This is a genomic window from Gordonia sp. Swx-4 (genome assembly GCF_030316175.1).
Classification (GTDB): Bacteria; Actinomycetota; Actinomycetes; order Mycobacteriales; family Mycobacteriaceae; genus Gordonia; species Gordonia alkanivorans.
The window spans coordinates 2404662-2418297 of record NZ_CP128197.1 but is presented as its reverse complement, the minus strand read 5'-3'; the positions used below and the strand labels follow the sequence as shown (position 1 = coordinate 2418297).

The 13636-nt window shown below is 65.2% G+C and carries 14 protein-coding genes; 11 read left to right on the top strand and 3 right to left on the bottom strand.

Annotation, left to right across the window (positions count from 1 at the left end; translation table 11 throughout):
- Nucleotides 1-140: 140 nt before the first annotated feature.
- Nucleotides 141-1535: an IS1380 family transposase gene (locus PWF70_RS10960; RefSeq protein WP_280359634.1), complete on the bottom strand. Its 1395-nt coding sequence runs from the start codon at nucleotides 1533-1535 to the stop codon at nucleotides 141-143.
- A gap of 244 nt (nucleotides 1536-1779) precedes the next feature.
- Between PWF70_RS10960 and PWF70_RS10955 the strand changes: the two genes are divergently transcribed.
- From PWF70_RS10955 to PWF70_RS10915, 9 genes are all read left to right on the top strand, one after another.
- Nucleotides 1780-2646, top strand: a complete 867-nt coding sequence (locus tag PWF70_RS10955; RefSeq protein ID WP_006897059.1) for an aldo/keto reductase — start codon at nucleotides 1780-1782, stop codon at nucleotides 2644-2646.
- 138 nt (nucleotides 2647-2784) lie between these two features.
- Nucleotides 2785-4248 carry an aromatic-ring-hydroxylating dioxygenase subunit alpha gene (locus PWF70_RS10950; RefSeq protein WP_006897058.1) on the top strand — a complete coding sequence of 488 codons (1464 nt, stop codon included), beginning with the start codon at nucleotides 2785-2787 and terminating at the stop codon, nucleotides 4246-4248.
- A 2-nt stretch (nucleotides 4249-4250) separates the two neighbouring features.
- A complete protein-coding gene (locus tag PWF70_RS10945; RefSeq protein ID WP_006897057.1) occupies nucleotides 4251-4862 on the top strand; it encodes a 3-phenylpropionate/cinnamic acid dioxygenase subunit beta in 612 nt (203 codons plus the stop codon).
- Nucleotides 4859-5164, top strand: a complete 306-nt coding sequence (locus PWF70_RS10940) for a hypothetical protein (RefSeq protein ID WP_006897056.1) — start codon at nucleotides 4859-4861, stop codon at nucleotides 5162-5164. Before PWF70_RS10945 ends, PWF70_RS10940 begins: the two co-directional genes overlap by 4 nt.
- 48 nt (nucleotides 5165-5212) lie before the next feature.
- Entirely contained in the window at nucleotides 5213-5410 is a 198-nt protein-coding gene (locus PWF70_RS10935; protein WP_006897055.1) for a ferredoxin, read from the top strand.
- Complete coding sequence (locus PWF70_RS10930) at nucleotides 5407-6642, top strand: NAD(P)/FAD-dependent oxidoreductase (RefSeq protein ID WP_006897054.1); 1236 nt, start codon at nucleotides 5407-5409, stop codon at nucleotides 6640-6642. Before PWF70_RS10935 ends, PWF70_RS10930 begins: the two co-directional genes overlap by 4 nt.
- The gene (phtC, locus tag PWF70_RS10925) at nucleotides 6639-7388 is read left to right on the top strand and encodes a 3,4-dihydroxyphthalate decarboxylase (protein WP_006897053.1); all 750 of its coding nucleotides are present in this window, start codon (nucleotides 6639-6641) and stop codon (nucleotides 7386-7388) included. The genes PWF70_RS10930 and phtC overlap by 4 nt, the downstream gene beginning before the upstream one ends.
- A 46-nt stretch (nucleotides 7389-7434) precedes the next feature.
- Nucleotides 7435-8235 (top strand): IclR family transcriptional regulator, encoded by an 801-nt coding sequence (locus PWF70_RS10920; protein WP_016895390.1) that lies wholly within the window; start codon nucleotides 7435-7437, stop codon nucleotides 8233-8235.
- A gap of 292 nt (nucleotides 8236-8527) precedes the next feature.
- Nucleotides 8528-9931, top strand: coding sequence for an IS1380 family transposase (locus PWF70_RS10915; RefSeq protein WP_006897051.1), 1404 nt, complete (start codon nucleotides 8528-8530; stop codon nucleotides 9929-9931).
- Nucleotides 9932-10029: 98 nt separating this feature from the next.
- Here the strand turns inward: PWF70_RS10915 and PWF70_RS10910 are convergent, their stop codons facing one another.
- Together PWF70_RS10910 and PWF70_RS10905 are read right to left on the bottom strand one after the other, a co-directional pair.
- The gene (locus tag PWF70_RS10910) at nucleotides 10030-11100 is read right to left on the bottom strand and encodes an MFS transporter (protein WP_016895387.1); all 1071 of its coding nucleotides are present in this window, start codon (nucleotides 11098-11100) and stop codon (nucleotides 10030-10032) included.
- A 372-nt stretch (nucleotides 11101-11472) separates the two neighbouring features.
- Nucleotides 11473-12228, bottom strand: coding sequence for an IclR family transcriptional regulator (locus tag PWF70_RS10905; protein ID WP_119699246.1), 756 nt, complete (start codon nucleotides 12226-12228; stop codon nucleotides 11473-11475).
- A 70-nt stretch (nucleotides 12229-12298) separates the two neighbouring features.
- Here PWF70_RS10905 and pcaH point away from each other — a divergent pair, with 70 nt between their 5' ends.
- Together pcaH and pcaG are read left to right on the top strand one after the other, a co-directional pair.
- A complete protein-coding gene (gene pcaH, locus PWF70_RS10900; protein ID WP_006898356.1) occupies nucleotides 12299-13066 on the top strand; it encodes a protocatechuate 3,4-dioxygenase subunit beta in 768 nt (255 codons plus the stop codon).
- A complete protein-coding gene (gene pcaG, locus PWF70_RS10895; RefSeq protein ID WP_006898355.1) occupies nucleotides 13063-13632 on the top strand; it encodes a protocatechuate 3,4-dioxygenase subunit alpha in 570 nt (189 codons plus the stop codon). The genes pcaH and pcaG overlap by 4 nt, the downstream gene beginning before the upstream one ends.
- Nucleotides 13633-13636: the final 4 nt, after the last annotated feature.

Below are 13636 nucleotides of genomic sequence, written 5' to 3'. Positions count from 1 at the left end.
TGGGTGGCCCGGGTGGGTGGTCTGAGGACCGGATCTCCGGGCGTAGGCCGTGAGAGGTGCCCGACGCGTCGGTGGGCGTCGGGGTTCACGGCCCCGAGGTGGAACGTCCTTTCTGGATCAGAGGTCAGGTCGGCTTGATGTCAGGCAGGTGCGGGAAGTGCTGCGAGTCTTGAGATCCCGTCGAGCAGCAGTCCAACATGTGGTGCGTGGGCGGCAAGCTTCAACCGGGTTCGGCGGGCGTGGCGGCTGATCTTGGCGGCGATCGAGAACACGCGGTGGCGCAGTCGTTTGGGTTCCCACCGGCGAGCGGGATGATCAGCGAAGGCCAGCAGCTGGGTCCAGGCGATCAGCTCGCAAGCGAGCATCACGATGGCACACCAGATGCGGTTCTGATCGAATCCGTGCAACGGAAGATTGGTCAGGCCACAGTCTTTCGCCGTGCGGACCCGGTCTTCGCAGCGTGCGCGTCGCCGGTGACGCAGTTCCAGATCGGCGAGTTGGCCACGAACGGTGTTGGTGGCGAACGCGGTCACCCGCAACCCATCACGATCGGTGAAGCGTAGCTGCGCACCTGGATGCGGGCGCTCCTTGCGCACGATCACTCGCATGCCTTCGGGCCAGCCCGATAGGTCGATCAGCCCGGTCAACTCGGCCACCCACGCCCCGTCGCGCTCGATGCCCTCGGTGTCGTAGGCCGGGGTCCAGGCCTCGGGACTGATCCGGTCGATCGCGGTTGCGGTCGCTTCGGTGAGCCCGAACCCGACCGAGTACGCCAGGCGTCGTCGGGTGAGGTAGTCGACGAACTCGTGGGTGCCGCCGGCCGAGTCGGTGCGCACCAGCACCGACTTGCCAACCCGATAGCCCGCCACGTGCGGTAGCTGCTCGAGTGCGGCGGCGGTGACCGCGATGTGATCGGCAGCGGTATTGGCACCAGCATTACCCGGGCGCAACTCGATCGCTAGGGGTTCGCCGGTGCCGTCGCTGCCGTGATCGACGAACGCACACAGCGGGTGAAAACCGAACCCCCGCTTGTAGGTTGGTGCCGCATCCTGTTTCTCCGAGTGCGCGGTCACCAAAGTGGCGTCGAGGTCGACGATCACCGGGTCAGCGACGTCGGCGTCATGGTCGGGAGCAGTGGCACCGGCTGCTGACCAGCACGCTGCCCGCGCGGCAGCACGCGCGGTCGCAATCGCCGACAGCGCCGCCGGCGCATCATCGGCCAACGTCGAGATCAGGCGCGACACCGTCGGATCAGAGGCGACCTGACCGAACACCGCCGGGTCGGCGCGTAACTGGTTGATGTCGGCCAAACAGTCGCCACCGATCGCGACCGCCACGGCCAGGTCCGAGATGATCTTGCCCGGATCATGAGTCGCCAAAGGTTTGCGCCACGGCGCCAACGCCTCGGATAATCGGCTGGTCAGACCCGTTTTCTCCGCAGCCCGGAGTAACACCGCGGCGCCGGCGTGCGACACGACCCCGGTTCCGGTGCCATCTGCAGACAGCGTGGGGTACGGCGACGTAGACTTGCTCACCTGAATGGTGCTCCTCGATCTGGTCCGATTGATACCTTCGCAAGTTCAATCATCCCAGTTCAGGGCACCATTCTTTATTCACGACACGAATCAGCGTGAAAGCGCGAGGTTAGTAGACATCATCACCCCAGCTGCAACCACCTGGAGATCCAACAAAGATGTCGACTGACCGACACAGACCCCGAGGCTCGCGCTATTTGCCTCCGGTGACAAGAAAGCAAGACGTTTCGACGAGAGGCTGTCCATGACGACGAAAACCCATCCGAGCGATGACCCCGCAACGGTCCCGAGGCTCCGACTGCGGCACGGGCATAGCATTCCGCATCTGGGCCTGGGCACCTGGCCACTGGTGGGGGAAGAGTGCGAGACGGCCGTCCGCTACGCCATTCAAAGCGGCTACCGGCTCGTCGACACCGCGTTCCAGTACCGCAATGAAGACGCGGTGGGACGCGGTGTCCGCACTGCCGGCGTTGCGCGTGAAGAGCTGTTCGTCTCCAGCAAGTTCAACAAGGAGTCCCACAGCGTCGACGGTGTGCAGAGGGCCTACGACCGCAGTCTCCAAGCCTTGGGCCTGGACTACCTGGACATGTTCATGTGCCACTGGCCCGTGCCGGCCTTGGACCAGTACACCGAGGCATGGAGAGGCCTCGTCAAGCTCTTGGACGAAGGCCGTGTCAAAGCGATCGGTGTCTCCAATTTCAAGCCGGACCATTTGGAGAAGGTCATTGCCGCGACCGGCGTGGTTCCTGACGTGAACCAGATCCAGCTCAGCCCCGATCTCGCACGGCTACCCCCGCGGGCAGTGCACCAGGACCTGGGCATCATTACCGAGGCCTGGAGCCCTATTGGTCGCGAATCGGGACTGCGTGACCACCCCATCGTGGTGCAGATCGCGCAACGGACAGCAAAGAGTCCGGCGCAGGTTCTGCTCCGCTGGCACGTCCAGCAAGGAATCGTCCCGATCCCGCAGGCCGCCAAACCCGCATGGCTGGTCGAGAACATCTCGGTGTTCGATTTCTCCCTGACTGCCGAGGAAATGGCCGCCCTGGCGAGGCTGGACCGCGGAGAGAACGCCGCCCGCGACTCCGACTCCCCCGAAAACGGCCACTGACCCTTGCCGCACCCACCCGTACCTGGCACGAAGAGTGGGAGGGGTTGACGTAGATCACAAAATGCGGAAACCTCTTCACGACAGAGTGGACCTCTGCTCTACAGACTGACTGATCGATGATCGAGAAGGAGCTCTCCCATGGCAGACCATCACGGCGTCCTCGAGGACGTACGGCGGGGCATGATCCCTGCACATATCTACAACGACAAAGAGCTCTTCGAACTCGAGAAGGAACGTCTCTTCAGCCGCAGCTGGCTGTTCGTCGCCCACGAGTCGGAGGTCCCCGAGGCTGGTGACTACGTGGTCCGCAGGGTCCTCGAGGACTCGTTCATTATCTCTCGGGACGAACAGGGCCAGGTCCGGGCCCTGTTCAACATGTGCCTCCACCGGGGCATGCAGGTGTGCCGGGCGGAGATGGGCAATGCCTCCCACTTCCGTTGCCCGTACCACGGTTGGTCTTACCGCAATGACGGGCGCCTCGTTGGCCTGCCGTTTCACAAGGAGGCATACGGCGGGGAGGAAGGCTTCAAGAAGAAGGGCCAGACCTTGTTGCCTGCTCCCTCGCTGGCCACGTACAACGGTCTGATCTTCATCAGCATGGACCCGGATGCCGAGCCCCTGGAGGAGTTCCTGGGGGACTTCAAGTTCTACCTGGACTACTACACGAAGCAGAGCGCGGACGGCATCGAGCTGCGTGGCCCTCAGCGTTGGCGGGTCAAGGCGAACTGGAAGATCGGGGCCGAGAACTTCGCCGGGGACATGTACCACACGCCCCAGACCCACACCTCGGTGGTGGAGATCGGCCTCTTCCGCGAGCCCAAGGCGGAGAAGCGCAAGGACGGCACCACGTACTGGGCTGGCAACGGTGGCGGCACCACTTACAAGCTGCCCGAAGGTGGCCTGGAGGAGCGCCTGCGCTACGTGGGCTACCCGGACGAGATGATCGCCCGGATGAAGGAGCAGTGGACCCAGGAGCAGCTCGACGTGGTCGGCAAGGACGGGTTCATGATCTCGGCGGCCTCACTGTTCCCGAACATGAGCTTCGTCCATAACTGGCCGCGGGTCGAAGAGGGCTCCGACGAGGTGCTCCCCTTCATCTCTATCCGCGTGTGGCAGCCGATCAGCGAGAACGAGACGGAAGTCCTCTCGTGGTTCGCCGTCGACAAGAACGCGCCGGAGGAGTACAAAGCGCTTTCCTACAAGGCGTATCTCATGTGCTTCGGCAGTGGCGGCATGTTCGAGCAGGACGACGTCGAGAACTGGGTGTCCCTCACCAATACTGCCGCCGGCTCCATGGCACGGCGTCTGCTGCTCAACAGCCGGATGGGCATGCTCGAGAACGGCGAGAACGTCGTCGAGGCCCTGTCCCCCGAGGAATACTCGGGACCCGGCGCCACCCGTGTCGGCTACAGCGAGTACAACCAGCGGGAGTTGTTGCGCCGGTGGGCCGATCACCTCGAACGTCCGGTAGAAGCCGCAGCGCAGGTGCACGTGGGCTCGGACCCGGTGCAAGCGCCACCGGCCGCCGGATCGGGGCCCGCCCGCCCGGCCTGCGGCAGCGCAGAGACCGCGCCCGCAGCAACCCTTCACGAGGAGGTCTGATCATGAGTGTTGGAACGGCACACGAGAACGAGAACTTGACGCTGTCCGAACAATCGGCGCTGGGAGCCCACGCCCCGCGTACTCAGCGGACGGGGCAGACCCTGCCTTTCAACGATGAACTTCACCTGGAGGCGCATCGTTGGCTGGTCGATGAGGCGTACCTGTTGGACGCCCAGGACTACGACGAGTGGCTCTCCCGGATCGCCGATGACGTGCACTATCTCATGCCCGTCCGCGTCACCACTGCCCTGGGCGCCGGATACTCCACCTCACCGGGGATGGCGCACTGGGACGAGAACAAGTACTCGCTCAGTCGCCGCGTGGCACGCTTCGCCACCGAGCACGCGTGGACCGAAGACCCCCCATCACGGCTGCGCCACTACATCACCAACGTGCGCACCTTCCGCACCCCCGACCCGCAAGAGATCATCGTGGACTCGGCGGTTCTTCTCTTCCGCAGCCGTGGTGACGTCGGGGAGTCCTCCACTGTCTCGGCAGGACGCGAGGATCTCCTCCGCCGTACCTCATCCGGGTCCGGGTGGGAGCTGGCCCGTCGCACCATCATGGTCGACGAGTCGGTCATCCGCATGCAGAACCTGGCGATCTTCCTGTGAAACTGGAATGGGAAGGCGAGGAGGAAGACCGCCTCGCGGCGATCCAGGCCACCGAGGAACGCCGCCGGCTCGAAGAGCACGTCACCGGCAAGCCGATCGTGATCGCTAACGAGTTCTCGGAGGTCCAGGTCACCCGCATCGAGACCCGCAACGGTTCGCGGCTGATGATTCAATCTCCTCGTTCGGGCCAGTGGGTAACGCTCTGTCCGCTGGAACTGGAGTCCCTGACCTGGCAGGCCCCGGCCACGTTCTCGGCCATGATCGGACACCCTTTCGGGCCGCTCGTGGCCGAAGACGAATAAACACCCCAACCGCCAGAGCACCACCGTCTCAAGCTAAGGAGTTCGACCATGCCCGTTGTAAAAGCCGATCTGCAGGCCTGTCAGGGATACGCGAACTGCGTCGTCGGAGCCTCTGACTACTTCGACCTGGACGACGACGGGATCGTCGTGCTGCTCCAGACCGAAGTCCCCGAAGCCGACCGCGCCCGCGTCACCGAAGCCGCGCGCAGCTGCCCGGTCTCCGCACTGGTGGTAGAGGACGCATGAGCCCGGGCACCGTCGTCGTCGTCGGGTCCTCCATTGCCGGGGTGCGCACCGCGCAGTCCCTCCGGCTGGAAGGCTATAAGGGGGAGATCATCCTCGTGGGAGAAGAGACCGAACTTCCCTACGATAAGCCGCCATTGTCGAAATCCGTTCTTGCGGGATCCGCCGACGAGGACTCTATCCGGCTGCTGACACAGGAGCAGGCCGATGCCGAGGACATCCAACTCTTGCTGGGGCACCGCGCTGTCGATCTGGACGTCGCCGAGAACCTGCTGAAGCTTGAAGGGCATGACCCCCTTCGCTACGACAACCTCGTCATTGCCACCGGAGCATCACCCCGGCCCTCTCCCTGGGGCCAGTCTCCAGGGATTCACGTGCTGCGCACCCTTGAGGACGCCCGCGAACTACGTGGGGACCTTCTCCGGGGTGGGGCGCTGGCCGTTATCGGGGCAGGGTTCATCGGCGCCGAAGCGGCAGCCACCGCCCGCGGCCTGGGATTGGAGGTCACCGTCATCGACCCGGTGCCCGTGCCCATGAGCCGCCTCTTTAACCCTGAGATCGGCCAGTGGTTCGCAGACCTTCACCAGGACAACGGGGTCGACACCATGTTCGGCACCGGAGTGGAAGCTATCGAAGGCGAGGAGGGCAACTTCTCCCTCCACCTGACCAACGGTGAGAGCGTTCAGGCGGCCACCGTGCTGATCGGTATTGGCGTCATCCCCAATGACTCCTGGCTTAGCGCATCCGGCCTGCTGGTGGACAACGGGGTCGTGCTCAACGAGTACTGTCAAGCCCTCGACGCTGCGAACGTGTACGCCGTCGGCGACGTAGCCCGCTGGCGCCACCAGAAGCACGGCGAGGACGTCAGGACCGAGCACTGGACTAACGCGGTGGAACAGGCCGCCTGCGTGGCCTACAACATCATCCATCCGGAACAGCCGCGCGCCTACACGCCCATTGAATACGTGTGGAGCGACCAGCACGACTGGAAGATCCAGGTCGTGGGACGCGTCGGAGGCAATGTCGACCACGTCCTCATCGGACACCCGCAGGTCCACGGCAAGTTCGCCGCCCTCTACACCATCGACGGCACCACCGTCCGGGGCGCAGCCATCGTGAACTGGCCCAAAGCCCTCATTGCCTGCCGTCTGGGCATGGCCAGGGGCATCACGGTGCAGGATCTGCGCGCCAAGCTCGAACCCCAGTTGGAGCCACCGCCGAGGAGGGCGTCATGACACCCGGAAACTTGCTGCCCCAGACCGAGAGCGTCAGCCGGGAACGTATCGCCCTCGCCTGCCGGGTCTTGGCCCATCGGGGCCTTGCAGATGGAATCTTGGGTCACATCAGCCTGAAAATTACCGACAGCACATTGCTGGTGCGCTGTCGCGGCCCGTACGAACGCGGACTGGCGTATACGCAAGCCGAAGACATCCGCATGGTGGACCTCGACGGCAATCCCGCCGCCGACGGCGAGCTCGCGGGCGGATACACGGTCCCCAACGAACTGCCGCTGCACACCGAGCTCTTCCGGCGCCGCCCAGACATCCGGGCTGTCGTTCACGCCCATCCCCCGCGAGTGGTTGCCGCCGACCTGGCAGGGCTTGCAGTACGCCCCATCGTAGGGGCGTACGACATTCCCGGAGCCCGCCTCGCCGCCAACGGGGTGCCCGTCTATCCCCGCGGAGTACTCATCCGCGACCGTCGGCTCGCCACCGAAATGGCCGATGCTATGGGAACAAGGCCCGTTGTTGTGCTGCGGGGCCACGGCCTCACCAGCGCGGCCGAAACCGTCGAGCAAGCAGTTCTCCAGGCCATCAGCGTGGACGGCCTGTCCGGGTTGGCACTGCAAGTGACTTCGGCTGGTGGGCACCTCGTCGATCTGCCCGACGCCGATATGGCCGAACTGCCCGACCTCGGAGGAGCATTCAACACAGAGACTGCTTGGAGACATGAACTCGCACGACTTGGTGAGCCTCGTTGATGGCCTGCGCCCTAGCCGGACAGAGACTGAACCCCCGGTCAGTAACATGAAGCTCATGTCCGCATCACGGGCGGAGGACGACTCCAGATACGGCCCTCCTCCGCAGTACCCCATCGAATCCGTCGACAACGCACTCCGATTGTTGCTGCTCTTCGAGACTCGGCCGAGCATCCGGCTCACCGATGCCAGCAAGTACCTCGGAGTGGCGTCATCTACGGCCCATCGCCTCATGGGGATGCTCCTCTACCGAGGTTTCGTACGGCAGAACCCTCAGACCAAAGCGTACGAACCCGGACAAGCACTCAGCTCCATCGCCTTCGCCATACGGCGCCACGTCGACATCGGAACGCTAATTCGTCCAGCAATGGAAAGGGTATTCGAGGCAACCGGAGAGACGGTGCACTTTGCCGAGCTCAAAGGCTCGAACGCACACTTTCTGGAGGCCATCGAAAGCCAACGTGCCGTCCGCGTTGCCTCACGTCAAGGTGCGATGCTTCCTGCCAACTGCACTGCAACGGGCAAAGCAATGCTGAGCCTACTCACCACGGAACAACTGCATGCCCTGTACCCGTATGAGGAGCTCCCGGGTCTCACCAAGGGATCTATCATTTCCCGTTCCGATCTGGAGCGTGCCCTCGAAACGATTCGGCAAACCGGGTACTCAACGAGCCAGGAAGAAAGCGAAGACGGCGTCATGTCAGTCGCTGTTCCCATCACCAGCCCGAGCGGAGGATACTACGGGATCAATGTATCCGTGCCCGCTCACCGCATGACTGAACAACTCCGCACAGAACTCGGAGCTATGCTCCAGACAGCCGCCAAAGAAATCCAGAACTTGCTCGTTTAAGGATCTCGACGGCCGGTGACGGTGGTGCTGTGGACAGGACCACCTCAGGCCAGCGGCGATTCCAGAGAGTCGATTCTCCGCAGTCGGAGCCCGAAGAAGAAGGAAATGACCACGGCGACGGTTGCCATAGTGACGAGCATCGCCCAGGTCAGTGTCGAGTTACCGAGGCTAACCCGGGTGATTCATGGGAATCTGCGGATCGCTGGGCGAAAATAGACCGAAGTGCTTCCTGAACAGGGGAAACTGGGACTTGTCTAAGGTTCCATGTTCTCCAGCAGAAAGCACTCGGTAGGTGAAGCGTACTTCGTGGTCGGCCGGTCTGTCCGTTACTGCAGATGGTGTCGGGGTGGTCTCGCATGCCGGGGCTATCGTGCCTCGACTTCTGGCTGATCAGGTCGGTCTGACCGCCGAGCTGTCAGGGGCCATGGCTCGCCGCCGGTTCATCCCGATCCACGATCGCGGCCGGGTGTTGATCGATACCGCGGTGATGCTCGCCGATGGCGGCGAGTCCATCTCCGACATCGGCGTCCTGCGCCACCAGTCCGGCGCCCTGGGCCCAGTGGCGTCGGCGCCGACGGTGTGGCGCACGCTCGATGAGGTCACTGCCGGCAAGCGCAAGAAGATCCAGGTGGCGCGGGCTCGCACGCGGCGGCACGTGTGGTCCCACCTGCCCGGCGGAGTGCCCGCATCGGCGTGTGCGGGGCGGGATCTGGGATCGACGGTCGTGCTCGATGTGGACGCCACCATTGTGGTCACTCACAGCGAGAAGGAGCTTGCTGCGCCGACGTATAAGCGCACGTTCGGGTACCACCCGATCGGCGTGTGGTGCGACAACACAGAAGAGTTCCTCGCCGCGAGCTTGCGCCCAGGCAACGCCGGGTCCAACACCGCCGCCGACCACATCGACGTCCTGGGCCAGGCAATCGCGCAGATCCCCGCCAGTCATCGGCGTGATCTGCTGATCCGCTCCGACGGTGCCGGCGCCTCCCACGACCTGATCGACTGGATCACCGAGCAGAACCGCGTCCGTGGTCGACAGGTGGAGTACTCGGTCGGCTTCTCCATCACTGCCCCGATTCGCCGGGCCATCGCGACCTGCCCCGAAGCCGCGTGGGGACCAGCGCTCAACCCCAACGGGGACATTCGTGACGGGGCCGACATCGCGGAGCTGACCGGATTCCTCTCCCAACGGATGCTCGCCAAGTGGCCAGACGGGATGCGGGTGATCGTGCGCCGCGAGCGGCCCCATCCGGGTGCTCAGTTGTCGATGTTCGAGGAGATCGATGGATGGCGCTACCAGGCTTTTGTCACCAACACCACCGCCACGGGTCAGCTGCAATTCCTCGAGGCCAGGCATCGGGCTCACGCCCGGGTCGAGGACCGGATACGCCACGCCAAGGACACCGGGCTCGGGCGGCTACCTTCGCGGGGGTTCGCGCTCAACCAGGCCTGGCTCGTCGCGGTGATGATCGCAGCGGACCTCGTTGCCTGGACGCGGATGCTCGCTTGCACCGGCGAGGCCGCAGTCCTGGCGTTGTGCGAGCCCAAGGCACTGCGCTACCGCTTCCTTCACGTGGCAGCCCGGCTGGTCCGCAGCGGCCGACGGCGAAAAGTGAAGATCCCGGAAACATGGCCCTGGGCCGTCGCGATCGTCGCTGTGTTCAACACGATCGCCGCGATCCCCAAACCAGCCTGACCTCACATGCCCGCCCACGACATCACCACCCGGGGACCCGCCCACCGGCAGCGCCAGCCGGCACACACGCACGCCCACCCACGAAATCGATCCCGCCGTCACCCGACAGCAGCAGTCACACCGGCCCGTGAATCAGCGGGGCTAAGGGCCACCCCGGTGAGCACGGGGCCGATGGTATTGCCGATGTACGTGCCGGTCTGGACAATGCCGGTGGCCGCTGCGGTGGCCCCAGGCGCCATGTGCGAGATGAGGAAGTGCACCAGACCTGGCCACCCCCACCCCAGGCCCACCGCTAGCAGGACACCTACCACGTAGCTCCAGGTGGTGGGGATCGCCATGAGTGAAAGCCCGACGGCGCAGACGATGAGTGCTGTCTGGATCAGAGAAAGTGCTGACACGCCGCCTCGATCGACGACTCCGCCAATGACGATACGGGTCGCGGCTCCTAAGGCGCTGCCGACGGCCAGAATCACACCAGCCGGGCCGACTGCAATCCCCCGCTCCAGCGCGCCGATCACGGCAAAGGCCACGGCGGACGTAACGGCACCGCCCGCGAACATCGTCATCGCGGCCATCAGCACCAACGCCGAACGCATCTGGGTATCCCATTGCCCCGCCGGCCGGGTCGTACCCATAACGACCGGCATGGTCCGGGTCCGGGCCACGGGGACCAGTACGAGCATGCCCAGTACAGCCATCAGCAGGAAGGCCATGGACCATCCCAGAGTCAACGCAACCAACGGGATCGAAACGCCGGCGACCAACCCCGTCACAGGGACCGCGGCCTGTTTCACCCCGAAGGCCAGCCCGCACGAGGCGGCTGGGATGTGCGTGACGAGCAAGTGGTTGGAGGAAGGGTGCCCGAGACCGTTCCCGAGTCCCCCCAGGGATGCCCATACAATTAGCCACGGCCACGCAGAGATCCAGGACGCGCTGCCGGTCAGGCTCACGACCGCCAGAAGCAAGGCGGCGATGCCCATGCCTTTCTCGCTGAGCACACGACCAATCACACCGGTGCACGCGGAGGTGAGGGCGGCCGCAGCCCAGTAGACCCCTACCGCCAGGCCGATCCCGTAGGCCGGGACGCGGATTGTTGCGGTGATCTCCGTGGCCAGCGCCCCAAGGAGAAACACCGGCATGTTTGTTAAGACAGTCACCAGTACGGCCACAGCCAAAGCGGCGAATCCACGGCCCGGATGTCTCACGCGCTGTGACCTGCCACCGGGGCATCCGATGCCGCATCCATCTCCGGCACGCTGCGCTTACGCACCCGTGGGCAGGGCGGTAAAAAGTTCATGGCTGGCATTCCTGCCCTTCCAGGTCAAGGCTGTGGTGCGAGCAATACCGCTTCTGAAGTGCCCCGGGTTTGATGGGCACATTGGTGTGCCCCGGGTTTGATGGGCACATTGGTGTGCCCCGGATTCCGTGGGGTTCGATTTTTTGAATTCTCATGCCTCAAGTACGACTTCGCCGGACATCGGTCTAGATGGGTCAGCGTCGGCCCCTGTCTCCCCTCTGGCCCGCGTCAGATCTTCTTCCCATCACCCGCCTGACGCCAGTTCCCGGCCGATACCGAACGCCGCGGCCTGGAGGACTCCGACGAGGCGGGTCCTGTCCCTCGTCAAGCGGGGAACCACCAGTCCGAGGGATGCGACGACCGCGGTGTCTCGAAGCACGGGGACGGCCACCGAGCACGCCCCGAGGGACATCTCCTCGGCCGTTGTCGCGTACCCGTTGCGCCGCACCCGGGCCAGCTGCTGGCGCAGGAGCCCGGGCTGGGTCACCGTGTACGGCGTCATTCGGGTCAATGACCCGAGCGTCTCGGCGAGCACGTCGTCGGGCGCGTGCGCGAGCAGCACCTTCCCAACCGCCGTGCAGTGCAGCGGCAGTCGGGAGCCGACGGTGCTGACGATCGGGACGGACGCCGTGCCGGACAGCCGGTCGAGGTACAACACCTCGGCGCCCTCGCGCACCGCGAGGTGCACGGTGGCCAGCGTCGCGCCGTACACGTCGTGGAGGAACGGCTCGGCGATCTGGCGCAGGCCGGTCTGGGTCGGCGCCAGTAGTGCGAGCTCCCAGATCCGGCGACCCACCACGTACTCGCCGGTCGGCCGCCGCACCAAGCCGCCCCAGGTGGCCAGTTCGGCCACCAATCGGTGAGTGGTCGGCAGCGGTAGACCCGCCCGACGCGCAATCTGGCTCAGCGTCATCGCCCGGTGCTCATCGTCAAAGGCGCCGAGAACGGTCAGCAGGCGCGAGGCGACACTGGCTCCCGGGTCGGAGGTGTTGCCGGCCATCGTCGCCCCCCTTTCACTCAGTGAACGATATAGCTCGAAGCGTACGCCCCGGCCACCTACCGTCGGGCTGGTGAGCACTCCTGACCTATCGACCCAAGCCGAGATCAGCGCCGAGATCGCCGACCTGTCCGCCGGCACCGACCCGTCCGCTATCCGGCCCCGCCTCGACTACTCCCCGTACCGCAGCAGCCTCCTGCGGCATCCGACCAAGGATCTGCACCAGGTCGATCCGGAAGGCGTCGAGTTGTGGTCTCCGTGCTTCAGCCACCGGGACGTCGATCCACTCGAGGCCGATCTGACGATTCAGCGCTCGGGCGAGCCGATCGGCGAGCGCATCACGATCTCCGGCCGGGTCGTGGACGGCGACGGACGCCCGGTCGCGGGCCAGCTGGTCGAGATCTGGCAGGCCAACGCCGGAGGACGCTACATCCACCAGCGTGATCAGCACCCTGCGCCGCTCGACCCGAACTTCACCGGCGCCGGGCGGTGCCTGACCGGTGCGGACGGTAGCTACTCATTCCAGACGATCAAACCGGGTCCGTACCCGTGGCGGAACCACCGCAATGCGTGGCGTCCCGCCCACGTGCACTTCTCCCTGTTTGGCACCGAGTTCACCCAGCGCATCGTCACGCAGATGTACTTCCCGGGCGATCCCCTGTTCGCGCTGGACCCGATCTACCAGTCGATCACCGACCAGGGCTCCCGTGACCGCCTCGTCGCCCGCTACGACCATGACCTGACGCGACCCGAGTGGTCGACCGGCTACCGGTGGGACATCGTGCTCACCGGCGCCCACCGCACCTGGACCGAGAACAACGACGACAAGGACCACGCATGAGCCCCCGCCTGCACCCCACGCCCGGCCAGACGGTGGGCCCGTTCTTCCACTACGCACTCCCCTATGACGGCGACTCCGAACTGGTGCCTGCGAGCAGCCCGGGTGCGATCCGGTTCCACGGCCGCGTGCTCGACGGTTCTGGTGCGCCGGTCCCCGACGCGCTGGTCGAGCTCTGGCAGGCGGACGCGTCCGGCGCGATCGTCCAGCAGCCGGGCTCGTTGCGCCGCGACGGTTGGACGTTCACGGGCTGGGGCCGGTCGTCGACCGACAACGCCGGCCACTACTCGTTCTCGACGATCGCGCCGGGTGGGGTCGACGGGGGCGCACCGTTCTTCGCGCTCACGGTGTTCGCGCGTGGCCTGCTCGATCGGCTCTTCACACGCGCATATCTGCCGGGACACGAGGCCGCCCTCGCTGCGGACCCCCTTCTCAGCAGCCTCGAGCCGGACCGTCGCGCGACGCTGGTCGCGGAGGCCGATGCGCAGGGACATGCGTTCGACATCCGTCTGCAGGGCCAGGGCGAGACCGTCTTCCTGACGTTCCCGGGCCACGGGGCGGCACACTGAACGC